This is a genomic window from Planctomyces sp. SH-PL62, assembly GCF_001610895.1.
GTDB lineage: Bacteria > Planctomycetota > Planctomycetia > Isosphaerales > Isosphaeraceae > Paludisphaera.
Map to the genome: position 1 here is coordinate 1618411 of NZ_CP011273.1, position 16639 is coordinate 1635049.

General features: G+C 68.8%; 12 protein-coding genes and 1 pseudogene. 11 read left to right on the forward strand and 2 right to left on the reverse strand.

Features of this window, described 5'->3' with window-relative positions; all coding sequences use genetic code 11:
- The first annotated feature begins 381 nt into the window (after positions 1-381).
- From VT85_RS06270 to VT85_RS06300, 7 genes and pseudogenes are all read left to right on the forward strand, one after another.
- Entirely contained in the window at positions 382-1872 is a 1491-nt protein-coding gene (locus tag VT85_RS06270; protein WP_068412101.1) for an endo-1,4-beta-xylanase, read from the forward strand.
- Positions 1873-1949: 77 nt separating this feature from the next.
- Entirely contained in the window at positions 1950-3434 is a 1485-nt protein-coding gene (gene ffh, locus VT85_RS06275) for a signal recognition particle protein (protein ID WP_068412103.1), read from the forward strand.
- A gap of 248 nt (positions 3435-3682) precedes the next feature.
- Positions 3683-3964, forward strand: coding sequence for a 30S ribosomal protein S16 (rpsP, locus tag VT85_RS06280; RefSeq protein WP_231871464.1), 282 nt, complete (start codon positions 3683-3685; stop codon positions 3962-3964).
- 19 nt (positions 3965-3983) lie between these two features.
- Positions 3984-4649: a tRNA (guanosine(37)-N1)-methyltransferase TrmD gene (gene trmD / locus VT85_RS06285; protein ID WP_068412108.1), complete on the forward strand. Its 666-nt coding sequence runs from the start codon at positions 3984-3986 to the stop codon at positions 4647-4649.
- A gap of 87 nt (positions 4650-4736) precedes the next feature.
- A pseudogene (gene rplS, locus VT85_RS28970) lies at positions 4737-5078 on the forward strand (50S ribosomal protein L19); the annotation flags it as partial.
- A gap of 187 nt (positions 5079-5265) precedes the next feature.
- Entirely contained in the window at positions 5266-6345 is a 1080-nt protein-coding gene (gene mnmA, locus VT85_RS06295; RefSeq protein WP_068412116.1) for a tRNA 2-thiouridine(34) synthase MnmA, read from the forward strand.
- A 32-nt stretch (positions 6346-6377) separates the two neighbouring features.
- Positions 6378-7544 (forward strand): GtrA family protein, encoded by a 1167-nt coding sequence (locus VT85_RS06300; RefSeq protein WP_068412122.1) that lies wholly within the window; start codon positions 6378-6380, stop codon positions 7542-7544.
- 20 nt (positions 7545-7564) lie between these two features.
- On the opposite strand, the gene VT85_RS06305 is transcribed toward VT85_RS06300, so the two are convergent.
- The gene (locus VT85_RS06305; RefSeq protein ID WP_082858396.1) at positions 7565-8776 is read right to left on the reverse strand and encodes a phospholipid carrier-dependent glycosyltransferase; all 1212 of its coding nucleotides are present in this window, start codon (positions 8774-8776) and stop codon (positions 7565-7567) included.
- Between the two features lie 158 nt (positions 8777-8934).
- Between VT85_RS06305 and VT85_RS06310 the strand changes: the two genes are divergently transcribed.
- A complete protein-coding gene (locus VT85_RS06310) occupies positions 8935-9933 on the forward strand; it encodes a hydroxyacid dehydrogenase (protein WP_255376988.1) in 999 nt (332 codons plus the stop codon).
- Here the strand turns inward: VT85_RS06310 and VT85_RS06315 are convergent.
- Positions 9915-12740 carry a protein-disulfide reductase DsbD family protein gene (locus tag VT85_RS06315; RefSeq protein ID WP_068412127.1) on the reverse strand — a complete coding sequence of 942 codons (2826 nt, stop codon included), beginning with the start codon at positions 12738-12740 and terminating at the stop codon, positions 9915-9917. The genes VT85_RS06310 and VT85_RS06315 overlap by 19 nt on opposite strands.
- Positions 12741-13021: 281 nt before the next feature.
- Here VT85_RS06315 and VT85_RS06320 point away from each other — a divergent pair, with 281 nt between their 5' ends.
- From VT85_RS06320 to VT85_RS06330, 3 genes are all read left to right on the forward strand, one after another.
- Positions 13022-13639 carry a fused DSP-PTPase phosphatase/NAD kinase-like protein gene (locus tag VT85_RS06320; RefSeq protein ID WP_068412133.1) on the forward strand — a complete coding sequence of 206 codons (618 nt, stop codon included), beginning with the start codon at positions 13022-13024 and terminating at the stop codon, positions 13637-13639.
- Positions 13629-15362 (forward strand): hypothetical protein, encoded by a 1734-nt coding sequence (locus VT85_RS06325; protein ID WP_068412136.1) that lies wholly within the window; start codon positions 13629-13631, stop codon positions 15360-15362. Before VT85_RS06320 ends, VT85_RS06325 begins: the two co-directional genes overlap by 11 nt.
- Before the next feature lie 290 nt (positions 15363-15652).
- Positions 15653-16558 (forward strand): serine/threonine-protein kinase, encoded by a 906-nt coding sequence (locus tag VT85_RS06330; RefSeq protein ID WP_068412138.1) that lies wholly within the window; start codon positions 15653-15655, stop codon positions 16556-16558.
- The last annotated feature ends 81 nt before the right edge of the window (positions 16559-16639 follow it).

The window sequence follows — 16639 nt, forward strand, 5'->3', positions numbered from 1 at the left end:
TCAGCGATCCGTCGACCAGACATCGAGGGGGGGGCGGCGGCCCTGAGAGAGATCCACAATGCAGCGAGCGGCCGTCTCGACCATCCCTTCCAGCTCGTCCCGCCGGGCGTGGCGCAGGACCGGGCTCAAGTCGTCGGCCTCGAATCGTCGACGCCTATAGGACAAGACTAACGATTTTCGTACCGGGGGAAAGCGGTGCCGTCGGAACGGCGTTCGCGAGAGCGGGAAGACCGTCGCCGTCTGTTCAAGGTCTGGACGCGCGGATATCTTCGATATAATCAGGCGGGACGCCCGTGATGGTGCGAGCCCACGATCGTTATCAATTTTTCCCGCCGCTTAGCCCCAGGAATGCTGACCTCTGGTCTCGGGTGGACGCAAGGTATGGGGGTTCTCAAGTTCAAGCTGCCGTCGAACGAGATCGCCGGCCGGCTGGCGAGCCATCGTCGCGTCTACACGACCGGCCTCGACCGAACTCCGGGACGCTTGAACCTGGACTTTCGCAACGGCCTGATGACCTGCACGAGCGACTCCAGCGAGAGCGGGCGACTCTTCACGCCTTGGCCGATCGCCGGCTTCGGCTCGCCCGTCGTGGGGACCGCGACGCTTGGCGAACGCCCCACGCCCTACGTGCTGGCGCTCGAGCTGGCGCGGGGACGGCTCAACGACGTCCGTAATCAGGCGGCCGACTGGACCCAGCTCGGGCTCCGAACCAATTCCACGTTCGAAGAGCTGATGCGCACCTCGCGCCGCGCCTTCGTCCGCGCGGCCCTGACCACCGGCGAGTCCGACGACTGCTTCACGGCGGCCCAGGAGAGCCTGGAGGCGTCGAGCCGGGCCGGCGAGATCCTGACCGAGACCTACACGGCGCAGGTGCTGCAAAACCGCCTGGCGGTCTCCGGCCGGCTCGGGACCGGCCTGGGCTGCGTGCTGGCCGGCGATCCCGCCAAGGCGGCCGGTTCGGCTCGATGGGTCTCGGGCCTGAACTCGGCCCAGGCCGCCGCCTCCTGGCGCGAGACCGCCCCCTCGGAGGGGAAATACCGCTGGGATCTGCTCGACGCCCAGGTCGCGTGGTGCCGGAAGCATCGCCTGAACGTCGAGGCCGGCCCGCTCATCGAGTTTCGCGCGGCGTGCTTCCCGGACTGGATCTGGCTCTGGGAAGGGGACGTCGACACCATCAGCAGCTTCGTCGCCGACTACGTGCGACAGGCCGTGACCCGCTTCCGGGGCAAGATCCCGGTCTGGCAGATCGCCCACCGCCCGGCCGGTCACGAGGTCCTCGGTCTCGGCGAGGAAGACCAGATCCGAATCACCGCCAGGGCGCTCCAGGTCGCCCGCCAGGCCGATCCGGCGGCCCAGCTCAGCCTGGGAGTCGACCGGCCCTGGATGGAATGGATGAGCGGGAGCCGGTTCCAGCTCGGCCCCCTCCACCTGTGCGACTACCTGATCCGGTCGGACGTCGGGATCTCCAGCATCACCCTGGAGGTCGCCCCGGGCTACTCGAACCCGGGCGGCGACAACCGAGACCTCTTCGACTTCTCCCGGCTCCTCGACCTTTACTCGCTGCTCAACGTCCCCCTGAACCTCACGCTGGTCGCCCCCTCGTCGGCGGCCCCGGACCCGAACGCCGACCCGAACGTCAAGGTCGAGGCGTGGCAATGGCCCTCGTCGCCCACCGAGGCCATGCAGGCCGATTGGGCCGCCCGCTGGGCCTCCCTGGCCCTCGCCAAGCCGTTCGTCCGGTCCGTGAACTGGCTCCAGCCCACGGATGGCTCCCCCCACCTATACCCCCACGGCGGCCTCCACCGCCCCGACGGCTCGGCCAAGCCGGCGGCCGACCGCCTCCGCACCCTCCGCGACGACCTCCTGACGTGAAATCGCGTTGCGAGGAACGAAGGCCGCCGTTATAGTGGTCGATTCGCGACCTCCTCCGCCCGTGGACCCGACGAGTCATGTTCGACGATCTGCAAAAGCGCCTGTCCTCCGCCTTCAAGCGGTTCCGCGTCAGCGGCGTCTTGACCGAGGCCAACATGAAGGAAGGCCTGCGCGAAGTGCGCACGGCCTTGCTGGAAGCCGACGTCAACTTCAACGTCGTCCAGGACTTCATGGCCCGCATCCAGGAGCAGGCCGTCGGCGCGCAGGTCGTGAAGAGCGTCCGGCCCGAGCAGCAGCTCGTCAAGATCGTCCACGACGAGATGATCGCGACGATGGGCCCGTCCGACCCGACGATCCGGTTCGAGAAGACCGGCCCCACCGTCATCATGCTCTGCGGCCTCCAGGGCTCGGGCAAGACGACCACCTCGGGCAAGCTGGCGAAGCTCCTGGTCTCCCAGGAACGGCGGCCGATGCTCGTCGCGGCCGACCTCCAAAGGCCGGCGGCCGTCGAGCAGCTCAAGGTCGTGGGCGAACAGGTCGGCGTCCCCGTCTTCTCGCAGGCCGGGGCCGACCCGGTCAAGCTCTGCCAGGACGCGGTCATCGAGGCCAACCGCAAGGGGTGCGACACCCTGATCCTGGACACCGCCGGCCGACTCCACGTCGACGACGAGTTGATGGCCGAGCTCGTGCAGATCGAGAAGAAGGTCCGGCCCCACCAGGTCTATTTCGTCTGCGACGCGATGACCGGCCAGGACGCCGTGGCCTCGGCCGCCGCGTTCAACAAGGCGCTCGAGCTGGACGGCGTCATCCTCACCAAGCTCGACGGCGACGCCCGCGGCGGCGCCGCGCTGTCGGTCCGGAAGGTGACCGGCGTCCCCGTCAAGTTCGTCGGCAAGGGGGAGAAGCTCGACAAGCTCGAGCCGTTCGACCCCGAGCGGCTGGTCGGCCAGATGCTGGGCATGGGGGACATCGTCGGCCTCGTCGAGGCCGCGCAGGCCTCCGTGGACGCCGAGGAAGCCCGCCTCCAGCAAGAGAAGATGGCGAAGGGGAAGTTCGACCTCGAGGACTTCCGCAAGCAGATCATCCAGATCAAGAAAATGGGCTCGGTCCAGGACGTGATGGGGATGTTCCCCGGCATGGGTCAGATGACCGAGAACCTCGGAGCCATCGACGCCGACGCCGAGATCCGACGCATCCAGGGCATCATCGACAGCATGACGCCCCGCGAACGGAGTCGTCCCGACCTCATCGACATCGGCCGCCGCCGCCGGATCGCCGCCGGGGCCGGGGTCGAGCCCTCGGACGTCTCCGGCCTGGTCAAGCAGTTCGACGCCATGGCGGCCTTCGTCAAGCAGATGTCCCAGATGAGCATGCTTGACAAGATCAAGGCCATGACCGGCCTGGGACGCGCGGCGGCCAGCAACCCCACCGCCAAGCTGTTCGCCCCCAAGGTCGGCACCGGAAAGCGACTCACCCCCAAGGAAAAAGAGAAACTCCGCAAGCAGCGCGAGAAGGAAGAACGCAAGAAGCGTCGCGATCAGCGCGACCAGCCCGGGGCCTGAATCCGGGCCCGCCTCCCCCGCACACGAGCAAGCATTCCGCCCCAGCCCGCCTCTGCCGACTTCGAGCACGGCGATCGGCCCCGGGGCCCGTCCCGCAGGACCCTGCATCACCCGACATCGTCCGTCGCCGGTCGTTCCGGCGGGGCCCGATCGGGCGACCTGGAAATTTCGAGAGGAGACCGCGAGTGGTTCGTATCCGGATGAAGTCGATGGGACGCAGGCACAGGCCTTTCTTCAGAATCTGCGCCATGGACGCCCGCAGCCCGCGCGACGGCCGCTCGATCGAGGAGCTGGGCCACTACGATCCCATGTCGCGGAACCCCGAGACCCAGACGGTCCTCAACGCCGACCGCATCCGCTACTGGCTGAGCGTCGGCGCGCAGCCCTCGGACAAGGTCGCGGCGATCCTCCGCCGGCACAAGGTCGTCAAGCCCGGCCCGGGCGAGCCCTGGGAACTCCCGAAGCCGGTCGCGGCGCCCGAGCCGGCCGCCTCCGCCCCCGTCGCAGACGCCGCCCCGAACGCCTCCTGACCCCGAAACGGGCCGGATCATGCCACCCGCCTCGCCGCCGCTCCGGATCGACGTCCTCACGCTCTTCCCCGGCCTGTTCGAGGGATTTCTGCGCGAGAGCATCGTCGGCCGGGCGCTCGCCAAGGAGCTCGTCGAAATCCGGTTGTGGGACATCCGCGACTGGGCCGAGGGGCGGCACAAGCAGGTGGACGACCGGCCGTTCGGGGGTGGCCCCGGGATGGTCCTGATGGCGCCCCCCGTGGTCGCCGCGATCGAGGCCGTGCGGGCCGCCGCGGAGCCCCCCGGCGGGCTGATCGTCCTCTCCCCCCAGGGGAAGCGGTTCGACCAGGCCCGGGCCGCGGAGCTGGCCGTCTCGGGACGCCTGACGCTGGTGTGCGGGAGGTACGAAGGCTTCGACGAGCGGATCATCGAGATCCTCAAGCCCGAACTGCTGTCCGTCGGGGACTACGTCCTCTCGGGCGGCGAGCCGGCCGCGATGGTCGTGATCGACGCGATCGTCCGCCTGGTCCCCGGAGTCCTCGGCGACGCCGAGAGCGCCGTCGACGAGTCGTTCGGACCCGACGGCGGCCTGGAGTACCCCCACTACACCCGCCCCCGCGACTATCGCGGGCTGGCCGTCCCGGAAGTCCTGCTGAGCGGAGACCACTCGGCCATCGCCCGCTGGCGTCGCGAGCACCGCCGCTGACCGACGCCCCAAGACATTCGCGAAACACCTACAAGAAAGCACGTCGCACGCCGGCCCGCCGGATGGGCCGCTCGAAAGGTCACAGTCATGCAGAATCGATTCCTCACCGCGGTCGAACAGGGCAGCATGAAAGAGAAGCCGCCCAAGTTCGAGATCGGCGACACGGTCGACGTCCACGTCCGGATTCTGGAAGGCGACAAGGAGCGCATCCAGATCTTCAACGGCGTGGTGATCGCCCGCTCGGGCGGCGGCACGCGCGAGATGTTCGTCGTCCGCCGGATCGTCCAGGGCGAGGGCGTGGAGCGGAAGTTCCCGGTCCATTCGCCCCGCATCGCCGACATCGTCGTCAAGCGTTCGGGCAAGGTCCGTCGGGCCAAGCTCTACTTCCTCCGCGAGCGCACCGGCAAGGCCGTCCGCCTCAAGGAGCGCTTCAACACCGGCGCCGCCCTGGCCGACGCGAAGGCCGCCAAGGCCGAGCGCAAGGCCGCCAAGGTCGCCACCAAGAAGGCCAAGGCCGAAGCCGCCGCCGCCGCCAAAGCGGCCAAGTGATTTCGACGCCGCGGCGTCCCTCCGGACGTCGGCGGCGCCTCCCTTCACCTGGAGCCCCCCCGCCAAGATGCCCAAGCGCGTAGTCCTGGCCATGAGCGGCGGAGTCGACAGCTCCGTCGCCGCGCAGATGCTGAAGGCCGACGGGTACGACGTCGTCGGCCTCTTCATGCGCACCGGCTCCCACGGCGAGTCGGCGGAGCGGCGGGCCAAGACCTGCTGCAGCGTGGCCGACGCGCTCGACGCCCAGCGCGTGGCGGACCGGCTGGAGATCCCCTTCTTCGTCCTGGACTTCGAACGCGAGTTCGGCCGGATCCAGGACTACTTCGCCGACGAATACTTCGCGGGGAGGACTCCAAATCCCTGCGTGATGTGCAACATCTGGCTCAAGTTCGGCCGCCTCTGGGAGTATGGCAAGCAGGTCGGCGCCGATTTCGTCGCCACCGGCCATTACGCCCGGATCGCCCGGGCCGCCGACGGGACGACCCGCGTCGGCCGGGGCCGCGACCGCGACAAGGACCAGTCGTACGTCCTCTCCGGCCTCGCCCCCGAGCTGCTCGACCGCATCCTTTTTCCGATCGGTGCCCTGGCGAAGGCCGAAGTCCGGGCTCTGGCGCTGGAGCATGGGCTTCCCGTCCATGACAAGCCCGAGAGCCAGGAAATCTGCTTCATCCCCGATGACGACTACCTGGGATTCGTTCGCAACCGCCGGCCCGACCAGGAGACCGCCGGGACGCTCGTCGACGAAGACGGCGCAGTGCTCGGCGAGCATCCGGGATTCGAGAAGTTCACGATCGGCCAGCGTCGCGGCCTCGGGATCGCGTTCGGCGAGCCTCGCTACGTCGTCCAGATCGAGCCGGCGTCGAAGACCGTGACCGTGGGCCGTCGCGAGTCGCTCGTGCGGCCTGGCCTCGAAGCCTCCCGCTTCAACTGGCAAGGCCTCGCTCCGCAAGGCCCCGCGCCCTGCCTGGCCCAGATCCGGGCGCGGCATCAGGCGGTCCCCGCCGTGGTCGAACCGCTGGGCGAGGGCCGGGTCCGGGTCCGATTCGAGGTTCCCCAGCCCGCCGTCGCCCCGGGACAGGTCGTCACGCTGTATCAGGACGACCTGGTGCTGGGCGGGGGCTGGATCGATCGCGCCGTCGTCGACTGACCGCGCCTCGCGTCGAAGGGTGCTCGCGCCACATGACTCGAATCAGCCTGATCGTTCCGGGGAATCGCGACGAGCCGTTACGCGATGGCGAACTGGCCATCTATCAGCGTTTGCTGCTGGAGCAGCCGGGGATCGACGGGGTCGAGGTGATCTGGGCGGGCTCCGCGCCAGACGTCCAGGCGGTCCCGGGCCTCCACCCCATCGTGCAGCTCGTCGATGAGGCGGCGAATCGGGTCAGCCTGCTCCGTCGCGGGCTCCTCGCCGCGACCGGCGATCTCGTCGTGATCCTCGACCCTTCCCGCGAGTACGGGCCCGACGCGCTGCTGCAGGTCCTGGAGCCGATCCAGTCCGGCGCGGCCGACGTGGTGGTCGGCGTCCCGCGCACAAGCCGAGGCCTGTTCAGCCCGGGGGGCGTGAGGGGCCGGACCCTGAAGATCCTGGGGAGGCTGGCGCTCGGGACCTCGGACGGGCTCTCGGGCCTGGCCGCGCTCCGGCGTTCCGCCGTCCGATCGCTGGTGATGGAGAACCAGGAGATCTCGGGCTCGCGCATCCTCCTGGACGTGCTGACCTGGTGCTCGGGGAGTCTGCTGGACGTCCCCGTCAATACGGGTCGGAACGACCAGCGGCGGCTCGACGCCATCGGCCTGGACGACCTGAGGCAGCTCAAGCGGGTCCTCGACCATCGCTTCGGCACGCTCTCACGGCTCGTCCAGTTCTGCGTGGTGGGCGCCTCGGGGATGTTCGTCGACCTCTCGCTCTACGCCATCTTCCAGTGGCTGTTCGCAATGCTCGGCTTCGCCGGCCCGCACGACCCGGCGGAGGGCTTCACCTGGCCCCTGTTCGTCGCCGGCTCGCTGGCCATCTGGGCGGCGATGACCTGGAACTTCCTGCTGAACCGACGCCTGACGTTCAACGACTCGCGGTCGGGCTCGATCCCTCGCCAGTATCTCACCTACGCGATCGGCAACGCGCTGGGGATCGCGGTGAGCCTGACGCTCCGGCTGTTCCTGCCGAGCCGCTACCCGTTCTTCGCGAGCCACCGGCTCGCGGCGGCCGTGGTCGGCATCGTCGTGGCGACCGCCATCAGCTTCTCGATGTCGCGCTGGGTGGTTTTCCGACGCGCTCCGAACTCGGACGTCGAGCACAGGACCGTGTCGGAGACTTCGGACGCTTCCGATCAGGAGAGTGCGCTGGCCTGATCCGATCGAACGGGACGGAATCAGCCCGTCGGCCGTCGCGACCAGGCGAACGCGGCGACCAAAGCGATCGCCGGGACGATCGGCGCCCGCATGCGCAAGTCGGTCCAGTAAAGCGCGTGTACCGCCGTCAGGCCGACGATCAAGCAGGGAGCGACGACTCCCGGCCAGCATCGAATCGTTCGCGACGCCAGCCCGAAAGCGAACGCGATCCATAGAGGTATGGTCCAGAGCCCCGTCAGCGCCCGCGTGCGGAAGCCGTAAGCCCCCGAGGCCGGCGTCGGGCTCCAGAAGGTCGCGAGTCTCGCGGCGCAGGCCCGCGCGAAGGTCCGGGGCTCGCGACGAGCCAGGGCGACGACCTCGTCGCGCAGGAGACGATCGGCGGCGGGCTCGGCCAGGCCGGCCGTCCGGCGATTGACCTCGTCCCACCAGAGAGACTGCTCACGGCCCGTCCAAACGGTCCCCCAGGGGGCGTCGAGGACCTCGCGATAGTAGACCTCGTTATTCGCCAGCGCTAGCGTGTAGCCGCCGTGCGTGGTCGTCCAGACGAACTCGCCGAGGACGATTCGGTTGCGCACGGCCCAGGGCGCCAGCACGACCGCCGCCGACAGCCCGAGCCAGGCCGCGCGCTTGAGTCGCTCGGTTCGGCTCCCCGGGGCGGCAAACGCCGCAGCGAGCACGGCCAGCCCCGCCCCCGGAAGGACGCTCGGCCGACAGAGCGTCGCGAGGCCCAGCAGGACGCCGCAGCCGGGGGCCGCGCGACGATCGTCGGCCGAGGCCCTCGCCAGCGCCGCGGCGATCAGGAACGCCGTCAGCGTTTCAGTCATCACGGCCCGAGCCTGCCAGACCAGGACCGGATCCAGGGCCACGATCAAACCCGCGACGAGCGCCCGGCGAGGCCCGACGCCCAGCCGACGCGCCGCGAGCATCGTACAGCCAGCTGTCCCCGCGCCGAGCGCCAGGTGGAGGATCGTGAGCCCCACCGTCGGGCGATCGCCCGAGGCCGTCGACAGCGGCGCGAGGATCAAGGGATAGAGCGGCGGCCGATAGGCCGTCGCCCGTCCGTTCAGCGTCAGCCCTTCCCCCAAGGCCACCGATCGGGCCAGCGGGAGGTAATTGTCCGGATCCTCGAACCGCGCGCCGTCGGCGAGGATCACCGCCAGGCGGGCGGCGACCGCCGCGAGGATCACCAGCGAAGCGGCCGCGGAGGGTGCCCTTGGATTGTCACGGATCATGTTGGATCTTAAGCTAAGACGGTGTCCCGAACCCGGGAAAGACGTCCGGGATCGATCCCATGATAGCCGCTCGCTTTCCGGACGTCAGCGACGCATCCTCGGCTCCCTCGCCTCCTGGCCCCTGGTGATTGCTCATGTCGGACCGGCCGATCGTTCTCATGTTGACGGATATGGATGAATCCGGGATGCGCCTCCTCAAGGAGGTCGCCGAGGTCCGTCTGGTCGACCCGAGGGATCGCTCGGCCGTCAAGTCGGGAGTCCGCGACGCCGATGGAATCATCACCCGGACGGCCGGCAAGATCGACGCCGAGGTGCTCGGCTGGGCCACGAAGCTCCGGGTCGTCGGCCGGCACGGCGTCGGCTTCGACCATATCGACGTCCCGGGGGCCACCGCACGCGGCGTCCAGGTCGTCTATACGCCGGGCGCCAACACGCAGGACGTGTGCGAGCACGTCATCGCGATGATGATCGGCCTCTCCAAGCACTTCCCGACGATGATGCGCGAGCTGGAGGCGGGGAACTACGCGGTCCGCACGACGATGCGCGGTCGCGAGATCCTGGGGCGGACGCTGGGCATCGTCGGCTTCGGTCGAATCGGCCGTCGTCTCGGCGAGATCGCCCACCTGGGATTCGGGATGCGCGTGGTCTATCACGACATCGTCCAGGCGCCCGAGGAGGTTGAGCTGCGAGCCGGGGCCGTGCGCGTGGGCTATGAGGAGCTGCTCCGCGCGTCCGATTACGTCACCCTTCACCTGCCGCTCGACGCCAGCACGCGAAAGATGATGAATCGTGCGGCGCTGGCGAACATCCGGGAAGGGTGCATCCTCATCAACACCTGCCGGGGGCCGGTGGTCGACGAGGAAGCCGTGGCCGACGCCCTCGACGCCCGGCTGCTCTGGGGCTACGGGGCCGACGTCTTCGACGTCGAGCCGCCGCCGGCCGACCACCCCCTCATCGGCCGCCGCGACGTGATGCTCACCCCCCACAGCGCGGCGCAGACCGAGGAAGGGCTGCGGAACATGGCGACGATGGTCGCGCGAGACGTCCTCAACGTGCTCGCCGGCCGCACGCCCGAGAACGCCGTCAACGACCCGACCGAGGTCGAGCGCATCCGGCTCGGCCTCGGGCTCGAACGGCTTTACCGCCCGGTGGGCTGACCCCCGCCGGCCTGAGCGACCTGGGAGGTCGCGGCCCTCGCCTTCTCCAGGGCCTTGGCCAGGAAGTCCTGGAAGACCGCCGGCTCGTTGTAGCCGCCGATCGACGCGACGACTTTCCCGTCGGGCGAAAGGATCACGTAAAACGGGTTCGTCTGCTCGGCCGCGATGTCGAGCTGACGCTCCTGGTTCTGCTGCGCCAGCTCCTCGCGCTGCGCCGCCGTGAGCGAGGCGATCGGCACGCGGTCGGTGTAGAGCTGGACCGTGACGAATTCCTTGAGGAGTTTGGAGACGTCGGCCCGGGGCAGGACGTTGCGCTCCATCAACCGGCAATTGGCGCAGTTGACGCCGGTGAAGTCGATCAGAACCGGCAGGTTCTTCGCGACGGCCTCCTCCTTGGCCTGATCGAGGCTCATGCCCCAGAGGACGCCGTGGAAGTTCTTCTGTTCGCGCAGGGCCTGCTCCGGGTCGGACGAGGTCGCCCTGACCTCCTCGAAGGCGGCGCCGCCCGACGGGCCGGAGGCCATGCGCGTCTCGGCCGTCAGCTCGTTCGAGTCGGGCGGTAGGATGCCCACGATCAGGCGGTCCCAGATCTGGCCCTGGGGCGGGCGGCCGAACAGGGCAGGGGCCATGTAAAGCGCCAGGCCCAGGAAGAGGCAGCCGAACACGATCCGCCCGGGGCCCACCTTGACCTCGGCGTAGTCGTGGTCCGTGCGGAAGAGGCCCAGGAGATAGATCCCGCAGACCGCCGACAGGATGATCCAGGCGGTCAGCACGACCTGGGCGTCGAACCAGGCGTTCTCAGGGGTGACGTAGCCGAGTTCCGCCGTGTTCAGGAACTTCAGCGCCGCGCCGATCTCCACGAGCCCGCCGACGACCTTGACCGAGTTCATCCAGTCGCCGCTGCGGGGCATCTTGGACAGCAGCCCGGGTGCGAGGGCCAGCAGCAGGAAGGGGAACGCGATCACCGCGGCGAACGTCGCCAGGCCGATGATCGGATAGAAGAAATTGCCGCCGGCCGCCATGACGAGGAGCCCGCCGACGACCGGGAACGTGCAGGTGAACGACGTGATCGTCAGCGTCAGGGCCATGAAGATGACGCCCAGCAGCCCGCCGCGACCCTCCCCCTTGGATGAGACGTCCAGCAGGAAGCTCGGCAGTCTGAGCTCGAACAGGCCGAGCAAGCTCAGGCCGAACGCCAGGAAGAGCCCGGCGACCAGCAGGTTCAGCCAGGGGTTGTTCGCCAGGTTCTGGAGGAACGCGGCCGAGAAGAAGAACGAGAAGAACACGCCGACCAGCGTGAAGATGCCGATGATCGCCGCGCTGTACGCGAAGGCCAGGCCCGTGGTCTTGGCCTTGCCGTCCTTCCCTTGCTTGATGAAGAAATTCACGGTGATCGGGATCATCGGCCAGACGCAGGGCATCACCAGCGCGAACAGGCCGCCGAGAGCCGAGGCGATCAGGAACGGGATCAAGCCCTGCTGCGCCGTTCGGGCGATCTCGCTGATCGGGGCCGCGGCTTCGATCGTTTCTGGCGACGGCTCGACCGTGGGCGTCGAGGCGACCGGGGCGGGAGATACCGCCGTCGACGAGTCGGCCGGAAGCTCGCCCGTGACGGTGGGCGTTAGTGTTGGCGTTGGCGTTGGCGTTGGCGTTGGCGTGGGAGCCGGAGCCGGGGCCGACGCCACGGCCGGACCGTCGGCCACCTTGACGACGACCTCGTCCAGCGTCAGATAGGTCGGCGGGAAGCACGAGTTCTCGTTGCAGATCTGGAAATGGATCTGGGAACGGACGGGCTGCTCGCCGGGTTTGGCGTCGGCGGGGACCTTCAGCTCAACCGACCACGTCACCTCGTCCTCGAAGGATTCCACGATCACGTCGGGGCCGAACGCCGGCTCGGGCTTGGCGATCGGCTCGCGCGAGGGCTTCCAGGTGGCCTCTGGGTGGAACGGCCCCACTTCGAACAGGTCGAACGACGTCGGGATCGGCCCGTTATCGCCCGCGCCCGGCCGGGCGACGTCGTAGATGTGCAGGCCCGGGTCCAGCTTGACGGTCACCTTGTAGGTCACTGCGCCGCCGGGGCGGACACCCGCCGGATCGACGGAAGGGGTGACGACGATCCCCTTCGGGCGCAGACGCTCGGGCGTGTCCTTCTTTTTCGGTGCCGAAGGCACCTTGAGGGCCGCCTCGACGGCGGCCGGGGGGGGCGTCGCGGCGGCCTGGCCTCCGGAGACTGTCACGGTCGCCTCGGGGAGCGTCCAGCGACCGGGGAAGCTGCAACTCTGGGCGTTGCAGATCTGGTAGCTCGCCTGAACCTTCACGGCCTTCTTGCCGGCCTCGGCGTCGACGGGGACCTTGAGCGGGAGGCTCCAGACGACCTCGTCCTCGAAGAACTCGAACGTCTTGTTGTCGAACGCGGGCTCCGCCTTGGCCTCCGGCTCCTTAGAGGCGGTCCATTCACCGGCCTTCTCCAGCCCGCCGAGGTCGAACGCGTCGAACAGCGTGTGCCGCGGACCCTCGTCGCGCTGGTGATCGGAGTAGGTGTAGATGTGCCAGCCCGACTTCAGCTTGGCGCGGACCTTGAGCTGGACCACGTCGCCCGGGGCGGCCTCGGCCGGCTCGATCGAGGCGGTCACCTCGACGTCCTTGGGCTTCGCCCGGGCGCTGCTGTCTTTCTGGGCCGGCTGGAGGCCGTCGGCGGTCGCGTGCGCGGTCGCGAACGACGTCAGCAGCAGGCCGACGGCCAGAAATCGGGCCAGGCCTGCGGCGCGGCGGCCGTCGGGCGACCCGGTGGGTGAGAGAAGCGGCATCGGGTTCCCCTGTTGAGGATTCGGTCGCGGCAGCTGGCCGCGCCTCTGAACTCCTTAGTCAGCCTTATCGTATGTGCGAGACTCCCGTCGAGCAAGTCGGGCCGAAGCCGGGAGCGGTCGCGCCGGCGGTGCCCCCCGGTTCGCATTGACCGTTGGGCGGTCCTCGCCTACCATGCCCGACCGCTTCGGAACGGCTTGCTCCTCTGCGTCCCATCCCGCCCACCGGCGTCCGAGCGATCACGACCTCGAACGGTTCGTCTCTTCAAATAGGATGGGGCCGAATGCGCAGAATCCTCCTCGGCGCGATCCTCGCGGCGAGCGCCGTCGCCGCCGTGTGGATGGCCGTGCTCGACCGGCAGAATCGTCTGCGATGGGACCACTGGGACGTCGTCAAGCCGGGCGTCCTCTACCGCAGCGGCCAGCTCACGAGCGACCAGCTCGCGGAGGCGGTGAGCCGCTACGGGATCAAGACGGTCATCAACCTCCAGCTCCCCGGCGGCGAGGCGGCCGTGGAGCGAGACGTGGCGAAGCGGCTCAACATCGGCTACGTCAACCTGCCGATGCCCGGCGACGGATTCGGACGCGAGGAGCAGTTCCGCAAGGTCCTGGAAGTCGTCGACGATCCCGATCGCCGGCCGGCCCTGGTCCACTGCGCCCGGGGGACCTGTCGCACCGGCTCGGCCGTCGCTCTCTACCGCTTCGAGCGCGACGGCTGGACCATCGACGACGTCTCCGCCGAAGCCCGCCGCCAGACCTACCGCGACGGCTGGATTCCGGGGTACATCTACTCGATGGCCCGGAACAAGCCGGATTCCGACCTCCACCACCCCATCACGATCGACGAGCGGAACCTGCCGGGTGACGAACCGATCGCCGAGGAGGCTCCCGATGAGCGTTGACGAGATTCCGACGCGGACGTCGCGGGCTGAAGCCGTCCGAAGGTTCCGCCCCGATGAAGGCAAGCTGGTCGTGAAGCTCCCCCCCGCCCGCGCCTGGTGCGGCCCGGCGCTGGTGCTGCTCGGGCTGGCCTACGTCGTCCTCGGGGGCGCCGATTCCGAACTGACTGGAGCCGACGCCCGCACCGGGTTGGCGGCGAGCTCGGGATTCGGCCCGCTGGGACAGATTTACGGCCAGTGGCGGCCCGACGTCTGGCCGCTCCGCGCCGCCGTCTCCCGCCTGGTCTACCTGCTCGGCGAGCCGGGACGCCCCGAGAACGGCGCGGTGCTCTGGCCCTCGGCCGTCGCCGGGCTTATCGCCGGCTGGCTGATCGCGCATCGGCTGATCGCGGCCGGGAAGACGACCGCGGCGCTTCTGTTCGGCTTCGCCTGGTTCGGCTCCGGGGCGCTACTGGGCCACTCGGGGAGTTCGGGGATCGACTTCCTCTCCGGGATGGCGACGATCGCCGCGCTCGACCGGCTCGTCAACCGCCGTTCCGACTGGATCGCGGGAACCTGGGCGTCGTTCGCCTTTCTGGCCGGAGGCTGGCCGCCGCTCGTGGTCCTGGCCCTGGCGGTGATCGTCCTGGGGCGCCGCGACTCCGACTTCTCGCTGAAGTTGATCGCGCCTCCGGTGCTGACGGCCGTCGTCTGGCTGGCCTGGACGGTCCAGACGGCCTCCGCGGAAGCCGCCGCGGCGGCCCTGGTCTGGCCCCTGACCCAGAAGCTGGCGTGGACCCTGCCGACCTCGCTCGGCTCAATCGCCGCCGCGATGGCCAGCCCCTTGACCCAGAAACCTGTCTGGGCGGTCCCGCTCGGCCTCTTCGTCCTGGGGATGCCCCTCTCGCCGTTCGCCTTGCTGCTGGCGAGCGGGCCGTTGCAACGGAGTCTCAAACAGGATGGCTCGGGAATCGAGCTGGACTGGCTGCGAATCGGGATCGCATCCCTGATCGGCGGGACGATCGTCCCGGGTCTGGCCTCGGCCTCGGCCCTGCCGGCGCTCGCGGGCCTGCTGGTCGCCGCCGCCGCCGTCCTGGAGGCCGCCTGGTCGGGCGGGCTCTCGCCCCGGGCGCGTCGGGCTTTCTTCGGGATCGCGCTCGCCTTGACCGTCGGCTGGGTCTTCGTCGCGGCCTACGCGACGTTCGTGATGGCGATCGTCTTCACCTACTATCGGCCCATCGGCGTCGTGCTGGCGTTCGGCAGCCTGATCGTGGCGGTGCTTGCGTGGCGCTCGGTCGAAACCCGAAGCGCCCGGCGGGCCGTCATCGGGATGCTCGTCCTGACCGCCTGCCTGAAATGGCTAAACTGGGGATATTACACGCCCGAGTGGAACTACCGATATGGCCAGGGCCCGTGGGGAAGGGCCATCGGCCAGTGGCTCCTGCCGCACTGGACGATCCACACGCTGCATGAATGGCCTGAAGACCTGGCCTGGGCCGTGGGGAGGCCGATCCGCCTGATCCATACCCCCCAGCACCTGGCATTCCCGGAGACCTCGGAGAGCCGGCACGTCCTGCTGCTGGAATCCGAGTTCGTGAACTGGCCGCCGAGCGCCCCCAAGCTTGTGAAGGTGGCGAGCTTCGAACCGCCCCATCCGGCCGGGAGCCGTCGCATCCTGGCGAGGACCGAAGGCGAGCTGCTCACCCCCTCGGGACGCCTGGTATCCCGCGTCCCCGCGCCGGAATAACGCTCCGAATCACGACGTCGACGCAAAAGGAGGGGGGGGTGCCGGTCCCTCCTCCTTTTTCGCGCGCAGCAAATGAATTTTTATTCATGTTTCCATTCCACGAGTACTTTAAGGGTCACGCCCGAGGGTAGGATGGGCTTCGTTACGAGCCGGCATTTGAGTTGTCGGTCGACCACGTCACAAACGATCGTATCGCTCGTAGGGGTTCTGGGGTGTTTCGGATCGCGAGCATCCCCGCGGCGGATCCGGACCTTCCGGACTCTCAAGCATCGAACAGGAGGCGTGGCGCCATGATCGGCAGACTCAAAGGCATGTTCCTGGCGGCACCCCCGCAGACGGGAAGCCACCGCACCGGGGTCGACATCCAGAAGCGCTTCCTGATCCAGTCGGAAGTCTCCTCGCAAGGGAGCATGTCGCGAGTCTACAAGGCGCTCGACACGGAATCGGGTAAATCCATTTGCCTGAAGGTTTTGGATCGCGACAAGAACGACGCCGCCCAGGCTCGGGCGTCTCGTCACGAGGAACGTCCCCCCGAGGGCGAGATCGCGTTCCAGATCCGCCACCCCCACGTCGTCCGGACTTACGAGCATGGGACGACCTCGCGGGGCGAGCAGTACCTCGTGATGGAATACCTCAACGGGATCAGCTTCGAGCAGATCCGCGAAGGGGGCCTCGCGCGCACCGCGGAGAAGCTGGAATGGCTCGCCCAGACGGCCGAGGGCCTGAACGCGGTCCACCGGGCGGGCTTCATCCATCATGACGTCAACCCGCGGAACTTCCTGGTCGCCCGCAACCGTGAACGCCAGGCCAAGGTCATCGACTTCGGGCTCGCCGTCCCGAACACCCCCGCCTTCCGCAGGCCGGGCAACCGCACGGGATGCCTGCTTTATATGGCCCCGGAACTGCTCCGGCGCGAGCCGATCGACGAACATATCGACATCTTCAGCTTCGGCGTCGTGGCCTTCTCCTTGCTCTCGGGCAAGCTCCCCTACGACTCCCCCGCATCGCCGCACACCCTCCTGCAGCGCTTCAGCTTGCCGCCGAACGACCCCCAGGAGTCCAAGCCGAAACTCTCCGACGAGGTCCGGGACGTCCTCCTGAAGCTGGTCGCCGTCAACAAGCGCGATCGCTGGCCCTCGCTGGAAACCCTCGCCGATCATCTCCGCGCCATCCCCCCCAAGCGCGACGCTAGCTGACGAAGAGCGGCCCGGCGTCGCCCCTTCCCCATCCGCCTCTCCCACCATCTCCCGCATCTCGCGGTGTGCGCGTCCTCGGCC